The following is a 14,339-nucleotide window of genomic DNA, read 5'->3' on the forward strand; positions in this document are numbered from 1 at the left end:
GGACGAAAGAACGAAACGAACGAAACGAACACTATTTCCACTATGCCCCTACCCCGTTCCGTCAACTCAAATCTATTACTGCGCACAAGCGTCTTGCCCGTCTAAATTCAGCCAGTTCTTTCACAGCACGCTATGCAGGCGGCACAGGCTTGACGGGCTTTTCAGTGTCAAAACGGCGCTTGCGACTGCGCATACGGGTCAAGTTGCGCTCCCAGTCTGTTTTTCTGTCAGCAGTGCTTGGCTTGCGCTTGCGCTTTTTCCTGCCCTCTAAAATCTCCCATATACGCAAAATCACCACCTCAAAAACATAAGTACTTCACCAGCTCAAACCGCAGCAGACCAAGCGGCCACAGCATAACCAACTTCACACAACTATTTATAAAGACTTGTCATCCACCGTCAGATGCGGTCCACTACTTCAAACTTTGAAGTAAGGAGCAAGGTATGGCTGACACACTGGACACCAAGCTAGAGCAACTGAAATCGGCTGCAGAAGCGCAAACTCAGACACACGCTGCCAGCCGTCAACAGCTATATGAAAACTTCGTTGATACATATTTATGGTGGCGAGAAGCGGAGCAGAAAAAAGATTACCTTCAAAAGACCTTCAAAGCGGCAGGCATTCAAACACGCAAGCGCAACACCAATGCTCCCAACTTCTACCCCGTCATAAGGCTTGTTTGGAGCATTGACAGCGGCCAAGCACCTAAGACCGCTGTGTGCTGCTCGTTGACGCCTGTGCGCTTACATCAAACTTTGAAGTAACAGTTACATCACTTTCTGCAGTAAAGCTGACGGATATTAACTTCAAGCCAAGCGCAAAAGAGCTGGTCTTAGTCGTAATTCGCCACGGCAGCCACATCGAGTACAGTATTTTTGCTGTCAAGAACTGCCGCGCAGTAGATGTTGCCTATCATTACTGTACTTAGAATAGTACGGTCTAATGGGGTTGTAATAATTGGACCAATGTAGTGCTCATTATAAGCGAGGTATGGCTCTTCCAAGCTGAAGGCAACAACTGTTTTCAACGAGTGATATTCGTCTTTAGCTACGTCCAGCGGCAAGTCAAATGCCAACACCTCATCAGGCTCCAATCCATCGCCAGACCAATGGGGCATATCAGCTGATATCAAGCCTTGGAAATATGGGCCTCCAGACCCACGGCTTGGAGTTAATTGCGCTACGGAGATCGTACGGCGCACAATCTCTTTAACCTCAACGGACGCACCCAATGCGTTGCCGCCAGCATACGTCCCAACAACTTCTTCTTCTAATATAAGATCAAAAGAAATGTATTCGTAAAAATCATATTGACCTATCACCTCAGTATTTTGCAAAGCTGTCCCTGCGTCACCGTAGCCGTTAGAAATAAAGTATCTATTATATAGCACACGCTCTAGATCAGCGTCATACCTGGCCGTTGTGAAGTCTTGATCTGGATATTTTGGATCGCCGTGCGTGAAGGCTACAACTGGCGCATCAATGAAATCTTTAAGAGCGCTCTGCCTACGGCTTTCAAATTCCTGCGTGGTTTCAAAATCACCTTTTTCAAGAGGGACTGACGATAGGACCGCATCTAAATCAGAACCTGTAAGCGGAGAAAGCAAGTCACCGACCTCAAATGGACAGCTGTTATTAGCCGTTTCCGCTGCCGCGCTGGCGACGGTAGCAAATACGGAAGCAACCACTAAGCTGCTTCGCCCCCACAAAACTCCAATCATCTTACCTCACCCTATCGCTGAGCCTGTTTGCAAGCAAACTACCAAAGGACACTCACAATGCAAGCGCCCTACAGCCGCTCTCCAGCCACACAATGCACACTGACAGCGGCCAAGCACCTTAACGCACTGTGTGCTGCTCGTTGACGCCCCTACGCTTACAGCAAACTTTGAAGTAACAGTTGCATCACTTTTTGTAGTAAAGCTGACTGCATTAGTAAGGTACACGGATGGCGGATTGTGTGCCTGCGTAACGCTGCGCAGCAGCTACTCTACCCACATCCACAGCCATAATCCTTGTACACAAAATTGTACACAGGGTGCACTTTGGGCGCAATATAGCCATATTTTATTGGCTATTTCATAAGTGTAACTCTATTGCAAATCCGTCTACACCGGTTCGATTCCGGTACTCGCCTCCAAGCAAAATCAAGAACTTAGCGAGCACCCGCCGCTCGCCCCGCCCGAAAGTTTACACCCCCGGTTTACACTTCTCGGCCCGGCGCCGCGCGCCGCACCCGACAGCCGACCACCGGTGCGCGCGGGCGATCGCACCGTGGCCTTCTCGCCACGAGTTTTCCGAATCGGTGATCGCCTGACCGGGGCACCGCCCCCTGCCCGTCCGCCGACCTGAGGTGAGTCGCGAGGAAGTGTGCCGCCCGACCGGCAAGCGTGCAGCGTCCGCGTCGGACTGGCGTCGTCGCCGTGCAGGCACGCGGCCGGACCCGGATCAGGCCCGTTCAGCGCCCTGGCGAGCGAGACAGCGAACGTTGCACGAGAAGAGGCAGCGCACCGATCCGCGTCCCAAAGCACGCCGCCCCCGGCCGGCGCCTTATGACGAGCGCGGGCCGCGCCCCGACCGTCAGCGTCCGCCGCGCCGGCGGCGCGGGACGCGGGCGTCGCGTTGGCGCTCTCGGTGGACGATGTAGGCGCCCGAGCCGAGGATGATCGCGACGCCGAGCCAGGTGAGCGCGTCGGGGAACTCCGCGAAGACGAGGAAACCGGCCGCCGTGGCCCCGACGATCTCCAGGTACTGGAACGGGGCCAGCGTCGTCGCCTCGGCCCGGCGGAACGCTTCCGCGATCAGCACGAAGCTCGCTGCCGCGAAGGCGCCGCAGCCGAGGATCGCGCCCCAGGTCCAGGCGGGCCGGTCCAGCGGCGTCAGATCGATGAGACCACTGGCCCCCAGTCCCGCGGCGAACATGACCATGCCGAGCGCGGCGTAGACCGTCGCCCCGCATTGCACCGTGAGCGCCGAGCGAGTGCCGGAGATGCGGCGGAGCAGGATCATGTTGAGCGCATAAGCCGTGGCCGCGACGAGCGGCAGCAGCGTCGCGGCGCCGAACTCGGAAAACCCCGGCCGGATGACGATGAGCGCCCCCGCCAGCCCGACGCACACGGCGACGTAGCGGCGCGGCCCCGCCACCTCGCCCAGAAGCGGGCCGGCCAGCAGCGTCAGGATCAGCGGCTCTGCGAAGAAGATCGCGATGGCGGTCGCGATGGGCATCACGGAAAACGCCGTCACGAGGCTGATGAGCGTGATCATCACCAGGAGACCCGAGAGCGCGACGACCGGCGAGAACATCGCGCCGCGCAACCGATCGCGCAGCAGGACCGCGACCGGGAGCAGGCAGAGCCCCTGCGCCAGCATCCGCCACATGGTCACCTCGACCGGGTGCATCACGCCGGTCAGCAGCTTGGCGAAGGTGTCGCCGATCGGCAGGAGCAGCATGGCGAGCGCCATGAAGATCATGCCGCTGGTCGGGCTCGACCATACGGGCGCAGCGGCACGGGTCAGGTTCGGAGCGTGGCTCATGACGTCACCTCACAACGATGGCTCCCGCAGACCTCTGCGGAAGACACGTCCGGGCGTTCAGGACGGAACTCAGGAAAGCAGGATGCGACCGTCGTGACGCCATCACGCCGGCAACATGGCTCGCGTAGTCGCGCAGCATGCGGCTGTCAACGTGTCCCGCGCGGAGGCGCTTCGTCGAGGCTGGCCCGCCAGGTGACCGCCGTTGGCGCGACGCGCGATCCCGATGCCCGGAGAGCGCCTACCCGCACCCCCCCGAACGAAAAGCGACTCGACATAACCAGAAATATGGTTACGATGCCTGCCATGAGTATCACGAGCCCCAACGCCCGCGCGCTCGCCGCGCTCGGTCATGACGCGCGGCTGTCGATCTTCCGGCTTCTGGTGAAAGCCGGAGCGGAGGGTCTGCGCGTGAGCGACATCGGAGAGCACCTCGGCCTCGCGCCCTCGACGCTCGCGCATCACCTCTCGACGCTCGTGGACGCGGGCCTCGTCGTACAGGAGAAGCACGGGCGCGAGGTGCTGAACCGCGTCGACTACCCCGCCATGCATCGGGTCCTCGATTTCCTCACGTCGGAGTGCTGCTCCGGGGTCGCCCTTCACACGTCGGAGGATGCCGCGTGACGCGCGAGCCCTGCCCTTTCATGCCTGAAACAACCAGAAAACCGGAGGTCCGGTGATGGCCGACACGACACTCCCCACCACCGGGTCGCGCGCCGCGCTCCGGAGCCTCTGGACGACGCAGCGGGTCTGGCTGGTCTCCGCCCTGATCCTCGCCGTGCTGGCCGTCTTCGCCCCGGCGCAGGCGGGGGAAAGCGCGGTCTTCACGGGCGCCGCGCTTCTGAAAACGGCGCCCTATCTCGTCCTCTCCATCGCCATCGCTGCCTGGGCGGGGGCGACAGGGGCCGACAACCTGATCGCGAAGGCCTTCACCGGCGCGCCGCTCCTGATGATCGTCTTCGGCGCGGCAGCAGGCGGGCTGTCGCCCTTCTGCTCCTGCGGGGTGATCCCGCTGATCGCCGCGCTTCTGGCGATGGGCGTGCCGCTCTCGGCGGTCATGGCCTTCTGGCTGGCCTCTCCGATCATGGACCCGTCCATGTTCGTGCTGACCTCGGGCGTCCTCGATCTGCAGTTCGCCGTGGCCAAGACCCTCGCCGCGATCGGCCTCGGCGCGGTGGGCGGCCTCGTGGTGCATCTGCTGTCCGGCACCGCCGCGCTCGCCGATCCGCTGCGCCCCGGCATCGGCGACGGGGGATGCGGCGGGTCCAAGGTGCGCGCGCCGAAGCCCGTCGTCTGGCGCTTCTGGACCTTGCCCGAGCGGCGGGCGAAGTTCGCGCGCGAGGCCACGAGTACGACGCTCTTTCTCGCCAAGTGGCTGACGCTCGCCTTCCTCCTCGAAAGCCTGATGCTCGCCTGGATCCCGGCCGAGACGGTGACCGCCACGCTCGGCGGCGAGGGGCTCATGCCGATCCTGACCGCGACGGTGGTAGGCGTGCCCGCCTATCTCAACGGCTATGCCGCCCTGCCGCTCGTCGGCGGCCTGATGGAACAGGGGATGGCGCCCGGCGCGGGCATGGCCTTCCTCGTCGCGGGCGGGGTCACCTCGATCCCTGCCGCCGTGGCGGTCTGGGCGCTGGCGCGGCCGCCGGTCTTCGCGCTCTATATCGCGCTCTCGCTCGCGGGGGCCTTCGCCGCCGGCGTCCTGTTCCAGCTCGTCGCGAGCCTGACATGACCGCGGCACCGCCCGTGCCAGTGGAGACCCCGCCGATGCAGATGACCTATTCCGCCAGAGTGCCCGAGGGCGCCGAGGCCGTCCTCATCCCCGGCGGGCTGGTGACCCCGCACGGCAGATGGGCGCCGGTCGCGACGCCCGGGATGGACGCGATCGAGGAGGCCACCACGGGGCAACGGGCCTATCGCTTGGCGCCGGAGGGCGACGAGATCGCCGTCACCTTCCGCTTCGACCCCTCTTGCGGCGCCTACCCCGACGCGATCTTCACGCCCCACCCCTCGCGCTTCACGCGCTACGCGGACGACCTGGTCGCGGAGGTCGACGACATCGCCGGCGACCGCGCGGGCCTCGAGCGCGCCCGCGCCGTGGCGAACCACGTCGCCGCCCGCTTCACCTACGGCCACCCCGAGGCGCGCTTCAACGACGGGTTCGAGGTCGTGCCGGCCCTCGGCTGCGGCCTCGTCGAGGGCTCCTGCGTGGACATCAACACCTACTTCATCGCCGCGCTCCGCGCCGCCGGGATCGAGGCGGGCTACGTCACGGGCTTCTTCTTCCCTGAGGAGAAGGGCGGCACCTGCGAGGACGGCCATTGCTGGGTCGTCACCCGGATCGACGGCGCGAGCGCGGAGTGGGACATCGCCCATCACCTGAAACTCGGGCGTCGCGACATCCATCCCGGCCTCAACCCGAAACCGGGCCGCCGCCTCGCCTGCTTTCACTCGATGGGCCTCGCGTTTCCCGATCTGGGCATCTCCGAGATGACGGCGCTGATCGAGCCGGTCGCTGTGCTCGGGGGAGAGGTCATCCCCTTCGAGGCGCCGCGCATCCGGCTGGCGTTTTCGGGTATCCGCTAAACGTCGTACTCTATAGCATGAACGAACTTTTTACCCATCTGGACGGCACGAGCTGCACCATAGGCTACGCAATATTTCGGGTTCTCTGCAACTACAACACGGATTTTTAGGCGCCTTGTCAGCTCGATATCCAAGTCTTTCAAGAGACAGCCGCCGCCCGTAAGGGTTATACCATATTCGTAAACATCGGACGCCACGTCAGGAGGCGTTCGCTCGAGAACATTTCTAATCGCGATCTCGATATTATCAATTAAAGGCTTCACCGCGACTGAATAGCTTTTCTGGTTAATACTTTCGGATTTTGGAATTCCATCCGTACTGCCGACGCCTGAAATCTGTAATGGTTCCTTATCATCTGCCAGACATGGGCAGTTGGCGGAGCCGATTTCAAGCTTGATTTGCTCAGCTGTTGCCCCTCCTATGTGCAGATTCAATCTCTTTTTAACACTCTGGATAATCGCGGAATCAAAATGATTGCCACCTGTCTTTATAGACGTCGCCTCAACGATACCGCCAAGGGCAACAACTGCAATCTCAGTGGTCCCCCCACCAATATCGACCACCATTGATCCTTTTGGCGTCAATACCGGGAGGTTCGCACCCAAAGCAGCGGCCATCGGCTCTTCGAGCAGGCCAGCGGAGCTCGCACCGGCAGATTTAATCGCCTGTTGTATAGCTCTTTTTTCGACAGGAGTGGCGCCGAAAGGCACACAGACGACAGTCTTGAGCTTCAAGTACCTGCTTCGGGGCGTAGCCTTCTTGAAGAATTGTTTTATCATTGTTTCGGCGTAATCAAAATCCGCGATCACGCCGTCACTCAACGGCTGACTGGCAACGATGCTTTGCGGGGTTTTGCCAAGCATGAGCTTCGCATCTTCGCCCACGGCCAAGAAGTTTCTCTTGCCTTTCGAATTTTGAAAGGCGACCACAGACGGCTCGTCAAGCACGATGCCTTTTCTTGCAGTAACGATGACCGTGTTGGCCGTTCCCAGGTCAACGCCTATATTGTGTGAAAGCATCGGTGCGCCCTGTGTTGTGGCACCCATGCACATATTTGAAGCATAACGCAAGCTATCACAAGGTCACAAAATGATCTCGCCGGTCATATTTTTTAATCTATCGATAAGCTGTCAACTCAAAACGCCCTCGTCATGCCGCGATGCGATACTGAACGTGCGGACTTTGATCCCGCAATATTCGCCGAACGCTGCTCGGGGCCTGTTTGATGGCCCGGCGCAGGGGGTGACGGGGCATCGAGGAGCGTGGACGACTGGTGGACGGCGGCCATACACGCATAGCCTGCGGGTTGGCTCCTCGTGGCAACGAACGCGTGTTCCGGAGGGAATGACCTCGCATGCGCGATGACGCCGGTGGTCAGGCAGCATTCACTTGTGGCTCGAAAGACGGTCCGCCGGAGCGGGCTCAAGGACCAGCCCAGTGCATCCGGGCGATCCGCGGCCAGAGGAGAGCCCAGAGGGGCGTGGCTTTTCTTGAGAGCACGAGCGTCATCCGTCCGCCCGAGAGGACAAGCCGAGAGCCGGCGCGGCGCACGTGATCGCGCGGGTGGCGCAAGCTCCAGCCGCCCCGGTGATGTGCGCCATGGCGCGGCGGGCGATGTGCGTCAGCTGATAGGTCAGGAGCGAGATGAGCAGCCGGACCTGGTGTGCGGGGCGAAGGCATCGACGGCCTCGGAGCCGCTCGGCGGCCTCTGACCCCGCCAGTGCGACTTCGGCCGGTTGGTCGATGAGAGCGCGGGGCCGAGGACGTCCTTCAGTTCGCCCATATGACCCTCGGCGGGGGCCGCGCTCGCGGTCATGGTCGAGTACCTCCTGTCGGCTCATCTGGCCATGGTCCAGCGAGGTTACGAGGAAGAAGCGGTCGAGCAGCAGGTTGTCTTCGCGCTCCTGGACGACGAGCACGATGCGGCGGGGCCGCTTCTTCCTCCCGGCGCCGCGGATCGGTCAGCTGCGGGATCATCCACTCAACGATGCCGCTTCGCTCCATGATCTCGCGCAGCACCACGGCCCCGTTCAGCAGGCTTGCGCGCCCCCGTCGGTTGCACCGGACTGCCGAACGCGCGGTCAGCCGCTCTGCCCGGCTCCCCACGCGGAAGCCTTGCAGGCGTGCAGGTGACAAGCTATATGACCAAGTCATACTCGGAGTGTCCACATGACCGTCAAGACGACGCTGAGCTTCACCGACCGCCACCATCGCTTTCTCGTCGAGAAGGTTGACGAGGGCGTGTTCGCGACGCAGAGCGCGGCTGTGGCAGCCGCTCTTGAACAGATGATGCGGGATGACGAGGAACGCGAGCTGGCGCTTGCCGCGATGACCGAGGAGCTTCGCGCCCGCCTCGGCACGCCCCGCGCCGACTATGTCTCGGCCGAAAAAGCCTTCAGCGCCGCCCGTGCGCGGCTTCGAACCGCCAGTAAGACGTGAGCTACCGCATCCGATTTCATCCTGCCGTTTCCGAGGATCTCGATTCCATAACGGCATGGCTGATGGACTACGCCGGCTCCGCGGTGGCAGAGCGCCGGCTGGAGGAAATCGAAGCGACGATCGAGGCCTTGGCCAACCTGCCGCACAAGGGCAGCCGTCGCGACGAGATCGCTCCAGGATTGCGCGCCGTTCCCGCCGGCCGAAAAGCGGTCGTCGCGTTCACAGTGGACGACGATAGCCGCGAAGTTCACGTGCACGCCGTCGCCTATGCCGGCGCCGACTGGATCGCGCGGAGCAAGGAACGCCGACGCTGACGTGCGACTCGGGCTTGGGCTGGTGGCCGTGGACTTCGATGCGAAGGCTGTCGACATCGAGGGTCAGCCGCCGGGGCCGCTTGCCGCCCCGCTCAGCGCGCGGGGCCCGGGCGCCGAGCTCGAGGGCCGCCTTGCGTAGCTCGGACCGGTTGGACGGCTCCGCCATGATGGCGGTGAAGCGCGACAGCGTGGGCTGCGAGGCCAAGCCATGCGGGCGGTCGAGCGGGGTGCGCCCGGAGGCCGAACTGGCCGCCCGCCGGAAGGCGGGATCGTCCCTGAGCGCGTCCGCGTCGTCGTGGTCGCGCCAGCCCTGCGCGGCGAGCAGAACGCTCGTCCGGATCAGCGAGGGGAGGTCATGGACCACGTCCTCCCGGCGCCGCGGATCGGTCAGCTGAGGGATCATCCACTCGACGATGCCGCTCCGCTCGAGGACCTCGCGCAGCACCACGGCCCCATCGGGGGCCACGGTCCTGCCGAACCACCAGTCAGCCACTCGGCCCGGCTCTCGACGCGCAGGGACCTGTTGAACCCCGTGGCGACCGGCTGTCGCGTTCCACCCGTGGCGTGCTCCGAACGTTGCTGTCGGGTTTCGTGTAGCAACTTGATTCTACAGAGCTTTCGCGGGCACGCCAGCCATCTCCCCCGATTTCGATGAATAAGGTGGGTTGATACTTCGATCACTCCGCGTCGACCGACCCTGATCTGTGGAGGATCCGCTGGCCGGGGTCGCGCGATGCAGCGCGGCGCATGCTGGCGGCGGTGCCGGGCCGGGCCGCGGCGGCCGAAACAGGTCCGCCCGGCGCCGCGCCCAGTGTGCGATGATGGGCGGCGCTTAGCCGCATTGGGGGCGCGCGCGGCGGGCAGCTACCTTCTTATCGAAGTTCGCATCCGGGATCAGACCTATGTCGCTCGACGCGCGCGTCAGAATGCTGAACCGCTGGTTTTTCGGCCGCCCCGGCTGGGACATCATGGCGCACGCGCTCAACGCCATGGGACGCGTCGCGGTGGTCAGCTCCTTCGGCGCGGACTCGGCGGTGCTCCTGCACATGACAGCCAGGATCGACCCGCGCGCCCCGGTGCTGCTCGTCGATACCGGGCGGCTCTTTCCCGAGACGCTGGCCTATCGCGACATGCTCGCAGACCGCCTCGGGCTCGCGGGGCTGGAGGTCATCCGCCCCGACCCCGAGCGCATCCGCGCCGTCGATCCGGACGACACGCTTTACCACGAGGACCCGGACGCCTGCTGCGCCCTGCGCAAGACGGAGCCGCTGCAGGCGGCGCTCGCCAGGTTCGACGGCTGGGTCACCGGGCGCAAGCGCTACCAGACCGCAGAGCGTGCGACGCTGGACCCCTTCGAGGTCGAGCGCCCGCCCGACGCCCCGCCGCGGATCAAGGTGAACCCCCTCGCCCACTGGACGGCCGACGACGTCGCCCACTACATCACCGCGTACGATCTGCCCCAGCACCCGCTGGTCGCCGAGGGCTACCCTTCGATCGGCTGCTGGCCCTGCACCATGCCCGTGGACCCGGGCGAAGACCCCCGCGCCGGTCGCTGGCCGGGCGCGGAAAAAACCGAATGCGGCATCCACATCTCCGGCGGCGAAGTGCGGCGCGGCCCGGCCGGAGACGCGTGAACGGACGCGCCCTCTGGCGCCGGCACTGAGGTCGGTCGCCAGTCCACCGCGCGCCGCCTCCGAGGCGCCCTGCCCTGCATAGCCCCACCAGCAAGAAAGCGATCGCGCCAGCCGCTTGGGTTGGCCACGGCCACGCCGACCTCACGCACCACCGGCTTCGGCGGCTTGTTAACCACTTGGAAACCCTCCGCTGACCATACCGGTGATCGGCTGGATTTGTCGCAAAGTGGACCGGCTGCGGCGCCCTGTCCTGAAAGACGGGACGCCCTCGTGCCCGGAGAGAGACGATATGACCAAACGCGCGCTCATCACCGGCATCACCGGGCAGGATGGCTCCTACCTCGCGGAGTTCCTCCTCGCGAAGGGCTACGAGGTGCACGGAGTCAAGCGCCGCGCCTCTCTCTTCAACACCGAGCGGATCGATCACATCTACCAGGATCCGCACGATCCCGACCCGCGGTTGCAGCTGCATTACGGCGATCTCACCGACATCCAACCTCACGCGGATCCTCGCGGAGGTGCGCCCTGATGAAGTCTATAACCTCGGCGCGCAGAGCCATGTCGCGGTGAGCTTCGAGAGCCCGGAGTACACCGCCGACGTCGACGCGATGGGCACGTTGCGGCTCTTGGAGGCCATCCGGTTCCTCGGGCTCCATGAGACCACGCGCTTCTACCAAGCCTCGACCTCGGAGCTCTACGGCCTCGTGCAAGAGGTGCCACAGACCGAGGCGACGCCCTTCCACCCGCGCTCACCCTACGCCGTGGCGAAGCTCTACGCCTACTGGATCACGGTGAACTACCGCGAGGCCTACGGGATGTATGCCTGCAACGGCCTCCTCTTCAATCACGAGAGCCCGCGGCGGGGCGAGACCTTCGTCACCCGCAAGATCACCCGCGGCTTCGCCAATATCGCGCAGGGCCTGCAGGACTGCCTCTACATGGGCAACATCGACGCGCTGCGCGACTGGGGCCACGCGAAGGACTACGTGCGCATGCAGTGGATGATGCTGCAGCAGGAGACGCCGGAGGATTTCGTGATCGCCACCGGCGAACAGTATTCCGTGCGCCGGTTCATCACCTGGGCCGCCGAGGAGCTCGGCATCGAGCTCACCTTCGAGGGCGAGGGCGTCGAGGAGATCGCCCGCGTGGCCCGCGTGCGCAGCGACAGCGCCCCGGCCGTGCGGCCCGGCGACGTGATCCTGCGCATCGACCCGCGCTACTTCCGCCCCGCCGAGGTCGAGACGCTCCTCGGCGACCCGGCGAAGGCCAAGGCGAAGCTCGGCTGGACGCCCGAGATCACCGCCCGCGAGATGTGCGCCGAGATGGTCGCCGCCGACCTCGAGACCGCACGGCGCCATGCGCTCTTGCGCGAGAACGGCTACGACATCCCCGTCGCGCAGGAGGGCTGAGGCCATGAAGATCTACATCGCCGGCCACCGCGGCATGGTGGGGAGCGCCATCCTGCGGCAGCTGGAGGCGCGGCGGGATGCGGGGGAGGATCTCGATCTGATCACCCGCACGCACGCCGAGCTCGACCTCACCGATCAGGCGGCCGTGCGTGCCTTCATGGCCGCCGAGCGGCCCGACGTCGTGATCCTCGCCGCGGCGAAGGTCGGCGGCATTCACGCCAACAACACCTACCCGGCCGAGTTCATCCACGCGAACCTGATGATCGCGGCAAACGTGATCCACGCCGCCCACGAGGCCGGCGTCGAGCGGCTGTTGCAGCTCGGCTCGTCCTGCATCTACCCGCGCGACGCGGCGCAGCCGATGGCGGAGGACGCGCTGCTGACGGGCCCGCTCGAGCCCACGAACGAGCCCTACGCCATCGCCAAGATCGCCGGCATCAAGCTCTGCGAGAGCTACAACCGGCAATACGGGCGGGATTATCGCTCCGTCATGCCGACGAACCTCTACGGCCCGGGCGACAACTTCCACCCCGAGAACAGCCATGTCCTGCCCGCCCTGATCCGCCGCTTCCACGAGGCGACGCAGACCGGCGCCGAGCGCGTGACCATCTGGGGCACCGGCAGGCCCCGGCGCGAGTTCCTGCACGTCGACGACATGGCCGAGGCGAGCCTCTTCGTGCTCGACCTCGACCGGGCCACCTACGAGGCCAACACCGAGCCCATGCTCAGCCACATCAACGTCGGCACCGGCGAGGACATCTCGATCCTCGAGCTCGCGCGGATGGTGGCCGAGGTCACGGGCTTCACGGGCCGGATCGAGACCGATCCGACGAAGCCCGACGGCACGCCGCGCAAGCTGATGGACGTCTCGCGCCTCACGGCGATGGGCTGGCGCGCGAGGATCGGCCTCCGCGAGGGTGTCGAGGCGACCTATCGCTGGTATCTGGAGAACGCGGCCCGGGTACGGGCCTGAACGGGAGAACACATGACCCCGATCCATCCCGTCCTCCTCGCCGGGGGCTCCGGCACGCGGCTCTGGCCGCTCTCGCGGAAGTCCTACCCGAAGCAGTTCGCGCAGCTCACCGGGCCCGAGAGCCTCTTTCAGGCCTCGGCGCGGCGGCTTTCCGGGCCGGGCTTCGCCGCGCCGCTGGTGATCACCGCCGAGCCCTTCCGCTTCATCGCGACCGAGCAGCTCGCCGGCGTGGAGCAGGCCGCGCAGACGGTGCTGATCGAGCCCGAGGGGCGCAACACCGCGCCCGCCGTGCTCGCCGCCGCGCTCTGGCTCGCCGAGCGGGAGCCGGAGGCGCTCGTCCTCGCCGCGCCCTCGGACCACGTGATGCCGGAGCCGGAGGCCTTCCGCGCCGCCGTCGCCGCCGCCGCGCCGCGCGCGGCCGAGGGCGCGCTCGTCACCTTCGGCATCGCGCCCACGCGGGCCGAGACGGGCTACGGCTACCTCGAGCTCGCCCCCGAGGCCGAGGCGGGGGCCGAAACGCCGCAGCCACTGGCCCGCTTCGTCGAGAAGCCCGACGCCGCGCGCGCCGCCGAGATGGCCGCCTCCGGCCGCCATCTCTGGAACGCCGGCATCTTCCTCGCCCGCGCGGACGCGCTGCGCGACGCCTACGCGCGCCACGCGCCGGAGGTGCTCGAGGGCGTCGCGGCCGCGCTCGCCGGGGCCGAGGCCGACCTCGGCTTCACCCGGCTTTCGCCGGAGCCATGGGCCACGCTTCCGGACATCTCAATCGACTACGCGGTGATGGAGAAGGCCGAGGACCTCGCCGTCATGTCCTACGCCGGGCGTTGGTCCGACCTCGGCGGCTGGGACGCCGTCTGGCAGGAGGCGGGGCCGGACGCCGACGGCACCGTGGCCGGTGACGGCGCCACGGCGATCGACTGCCGCGACACGCTCCTGCGCGCGGAGAGCGGCGGCCAGCGCATCGTGGGCCTCGGGCTCGAGGACATCGTCGCGGTGGCCATGCCCGACGCCGTCCTCGTGGCGAAGAAGAGCGAGGCGCAGCGCGTGAAGGAGGCCGTCGCGGCGCTGAAGGCCGAGGGCGCGGCGCAGGCCGTGCAGCTCCCCGTCGATCACCGCCCATGGGGCAGCTTCGAGAGCCTCGTCACCGGCCCGCGCTTCCAGGTGAAGCGCATCGTCGTGAAGCCCGGCGCCGCCCTCTCGCTCCAGTCCCACCACCACCGCGCCGAACACTGGATCGTGGTCGAAGGCACCGCGAAGGTCACCATCGACGACGCCACCCAACTCGTCTCCGAGAACCAGTCCGTCTACGTCCCCCTCGGCGCCGTACACCGCCTCGAGAACCCCGGCAAGCTCGACGTCGTCCTCATCGAGGTCCAGACCGGCGCCTACCTCGGCGAGGACGACATCACGCGGTATGAGGACGTGTACAGGAGGGGGTGAACAGGATGGGCGC

Annotated in this window: 14 protein-coding genes and 1 pseudogene; 11 read left to right on the plus strand and 4 right to left on the minus strand. The window is 65.1% G+C overall.

Translation table 11 applies throughout. The features are described 5' to 3' along the window. Window positions 1-444 precede the first annotated feature (444 nt). Window positions 445-765 (plus strand): hypothetical protein, encoded by a 321-nt coding sequence (locus tag DRV84_RS15430; protein ID WP_147298846.1) that lies wholly within the window; start codon window positions 445-447, stop codon window positions 763-765. 68 nt (window positions 766-833) lie between these two features. Here the strand turns inward: DRV84_RS15430 and DRV84_RS15435 are convergent, their stop codons facing one another. Further along, the gene (locus DRV84_RS15435) at window positions 834-1,721 is read right to left on the minus strand and encodes a hypothetical protein (protein WP_147298847.1); all 888 of its coding nucleotides are present in this window, start codon (window positions 1,719-1,721) and stop codon (window positions 834-836) included. Between the two features lie 859 nt (window positions 1,722-2,580). Continuing rightward, entirely contained in the window at window positions 2,581-3,534 is a 954-nt protein-coding gene (locus DRV84_RS09870) for a DMT family transporter (protein WP_239995044.1), read from the minus strand. A 303-nt stretch (window positions 3,535-3,837) separates the two neighbouring features. Between DRV84_RS09870 and DRV84_RS09875 the strand changes: the two genes are divergently transcribed. The 3 genes from DRV84_RS09875 to DRV84_RS09885 are packed head-to-tail and all read left to right on the plus strand — an operon-like array spanning window position 3,838 to window position 6,117. Continuing rightward, window positions 3,838-4,155: an ArsR/SmtB family transcription factor gene (locus DRV84_RS09875; protein ID WP_115979909.1), complete on the plus strand. Its 318-nt coding sequence runs from the start codon at window positions 3,838-3,840 to the stop codon at window positions 4,153-4,155. Between the two features lie 55 nt (window positions 4,156-4,210). Next, window positions 4,211-5,263, plus strand: coding sequence for a permease (locus tag DRV84_RS09880; protein ID WP_115979912.1), 1,053 nt, complete (start codon window positions 4,211-4,213; stop codon window positions 5,261-5,263). Beyond that, window positions 5,260-6,117, plus strand: coding sequence for a transglutaminase-like domain-containing protein (locus DRV84_RS09885; RefSeq protein ID WP_239995045.1), 858 nt, complete (start codon window positions 5,260-5,262; stop codon window positions 6,115-6,117). Before DRV84_RS09880 ends, DRV84_RS09885 begins: the two co-directional genes overlap by 4 nt. Here DRV84_RS09885 and mreB read toward each other — a convergent pair. Beyond that, complete coding sequence (mreB, locus tag DRV84_RS09890; RefSeq protein WP_239995046.1) at window positions 6,114-7,163, minus strand: rod shape-determining protein; 1,050 nt, start codon at window positions 7,161-7,163, stop codon at window positions 6,114-6,116. The two genes, DRV84_RS09885 and mreB, sit on opposite strands and share 4 nt — an antisense overlap. A 768-nt stretch (window positions 7,164-7,931) precedes the next feature. On the opposite strand from mreB, the gene DRV84_RS15630 reads away from it, so the two are divergent. From DRV84_RS15630 to DRV84_RS09905, 3 genes are all read left to right on the plus strand, one after another. Further along, on the plus strand, window positions 7,932-8,123 hold the full coding sequence (locus tag DRV84_RS15630; protein WP_158547793.1) for a hypothetical protein: 192 nt from the start codon (window positions 7,932-7,934) through the stop codon (window positions 8,121-8,123). A 163-nt stretch (window positions 8,124-8,286) separates the two neighbouring features. Then, window positions 8,287-8,556, plus strand: coding sequence for a hypothetical protein (locus DRV84_RS09900; RefSeq protein WP_115979922.1), 270 nt, complete (start codon window positions 8,287-8,289; stop codon window positions 8,554-8,556). Next, window positions 8,553-8,870 (plus strand): type II toxin-antitoxin system RelE/ParE family toxin, encoded by a 318-nt coding sequence (locus tag DRV84_RS09905; protein WP_115979924.1) that lies wholly within the window; start codon window positions 8,553-8,555, stop codon window positions 8,868-8,870. Before DRV84_RS09900 ends, DRV84_RS09905 begins: the two co-directional genes overlap by 4 nt. On the opposite strand, the gene DRV84_RS16250 is transcribed toward DRV84_RS09905, so the two are convergent. Continuing rightward, complete coding sequence (locus DRV84_RS16250) at window positions 8,776-9,363, minus strand: transposase (RefSeq protein ID WP_115979926.1); 588 nt, start codon at window positions 9,361-9,363, stop codon at window positions 8,776-8,778. The genes DRV84_RS09905 and DRV84_RS16250 overlap by 95 nt on opposite strands. Before the next feature lie 409 nt (window positions 9,364-9,772). On the opposite strand from DRV84_RS16250, the gene DRV84_RS09915 reads away from it, so the two are divergent. The 4 genes and pseudogenes from DRV84_RS09915 to DRV84_RS09930 all read left to right on the plus strand — a co-directional run bounded on the left by DRV84_RS09915 (window position 9,773) and on the right by DRV84_RS09930 (window position 14,326). Continuing rightward, complete coding sequence (locus DRV84_RS09915; RefSeq protein WP_115979929.1) at window positions 9,773-10,504, plus strand: phosphoadenylyl-sulfate reductase; 732 nt, start codon at window positions 9,773-9,775, stop codon at window positions 10,502-10,504. Between the two features lie 289 nt (window positions 10,505-10,793). Beyond that, window positions 10,794-11,913: pseudogene (gene gmd / locus DRV84_RS09920) on the plus strand (GDP-mannose 4,6-dehydratase). A gap of 4 nt (window positions 11,914-11,917) precedes the next feature. Further along, on the plus strand, window positions 11,918-12,886 hold the full coding sequence (fcl, locus tag DRV84_RS09925) for a GDP-L-fucose synthase (protein WP_115979932.1): 969 nt from the start codon (window positions 11,918-11,920) through the stop codon (window positions 12,884-12,886). 12 nt (window positions 12,887-12,898) lie between these two features. Continuing rightward, window positions 12,899-14,326: a mannose-1-phosphate guanylyltransferase/mannose-6-phosphate isomerase gene (locus DRV84_RS09930; RefSeq protein ID WP_115979935.1), complete on the plus strand. Its 1,428-nt coding sequence runs from the start codon at window positions 12,899-12,901 to the stop codon at window positions 14,324-14,326. The last annotated feature ends 13 nt before the right edge of the window (window positions 14,327-14,339 follow it).

The sequence above is a fragment of the Rhodosalinus sediminis genome, assembly GCF_003385555.1.
Taxonomy (GTDB): Bacteria; Pseudomonadota; Alphaproteobacteria; order Rhodobacterales; family Rhodobacteraceae; genus Rhodosalinus; species Rhodosalinus sediminis.

What these genes read in the sequence shown, in the direction of transcription:
- DRV84_RS09870 (WP_239995044.1), bottom strand. Translation starts at nt 3,534, where the DNA reads ATGAGCCACGCTCCGAACCTGACCCGTGCCGCTGCGCCCGTATGGTCG.
- DRV84_RS09930 (WP_115979935.1), top strand. Translation starts at nt 12,899, where the DNA reads ATGACCCCGATCCATCCCGTCCTCCTCGCCGGGGGCTCCGGCACGCGG.
- DRV84_RS09915 (WP_115979929.1), top strand. Translation starts at nt 9,773, where the DNA reads ATGTCGCTCGACGCGCGCGTCAGAATGCTGAACCGCTGGTTTTTCGGC.
- DRV84_RS15630 (WP_158547793.1), top strand. Translation starts at nt 7,932, where the DNA reads ATGGTCGAGTACCTCCTGTCGGCTCATCTGGCCATGGTCCAGCGAGGT.
- fcl (WP_115979932.1), top strand. Translation starts at nt 11,918, where the DNA reads ATGAAGATCTACATCGCCGGCCACCGCGGCATGGTGGGGAGCGCCATC.
- DRV84_RS15435 (WP_147298847.1), bottom strand. Translation starts at nt 1,721, where the DNA reads ATGATTGGAGTTTTGTGGGGGCGAAGCAGCTTAGTGGTTGCTTCCGTA.
- DRV84_RS09900 (WP_115979922.1), top strand. Translation starts at nt 8,287, where the DNA reads ATGACCGTCAAGACGACGCTGAGCTTCACCGACCGCCACCATCGCTTT.
- DRV84_RS09885 (WP_239995045.1), top strand. Translation starts at nt 5,260, where the DNA reads ATGACCGCGGCACCGCCCGTGCCAGTGGAGACCCCGCCGATGCAGATG.
- DRV84_RS09880 (WP_115979912.1), top strand. Translation starts at nt 4,211, where the DNA reads ATGGCCGACACGACACTCCCCACCACCGGGTCGCGCGCCGCGCTCCGG.
- DRV84_RS15430 (WP_147298846.1), top strand. Translation starts at nt 445, where the DNA reads ATGGCTGACACACTGGACACCAAGCTAGAGCAACTGAAATCGGCTGCA.
- mreB (WP_239995046.1), bottom strand. Translation starts at nt 7,163, where the DNA reads ATGGGTGCCACAACACAGGGCGCACCGATGCTTTCACACAATATAGGC.
- DRV84_RS09875 (WP_115979909.1), top strand. Translation starts at nt 3,838, where the DNA reads ATGAGTATCACGAGCCCCAACGCCCGCGCGCTCGCCGCGCTCGGTCAT.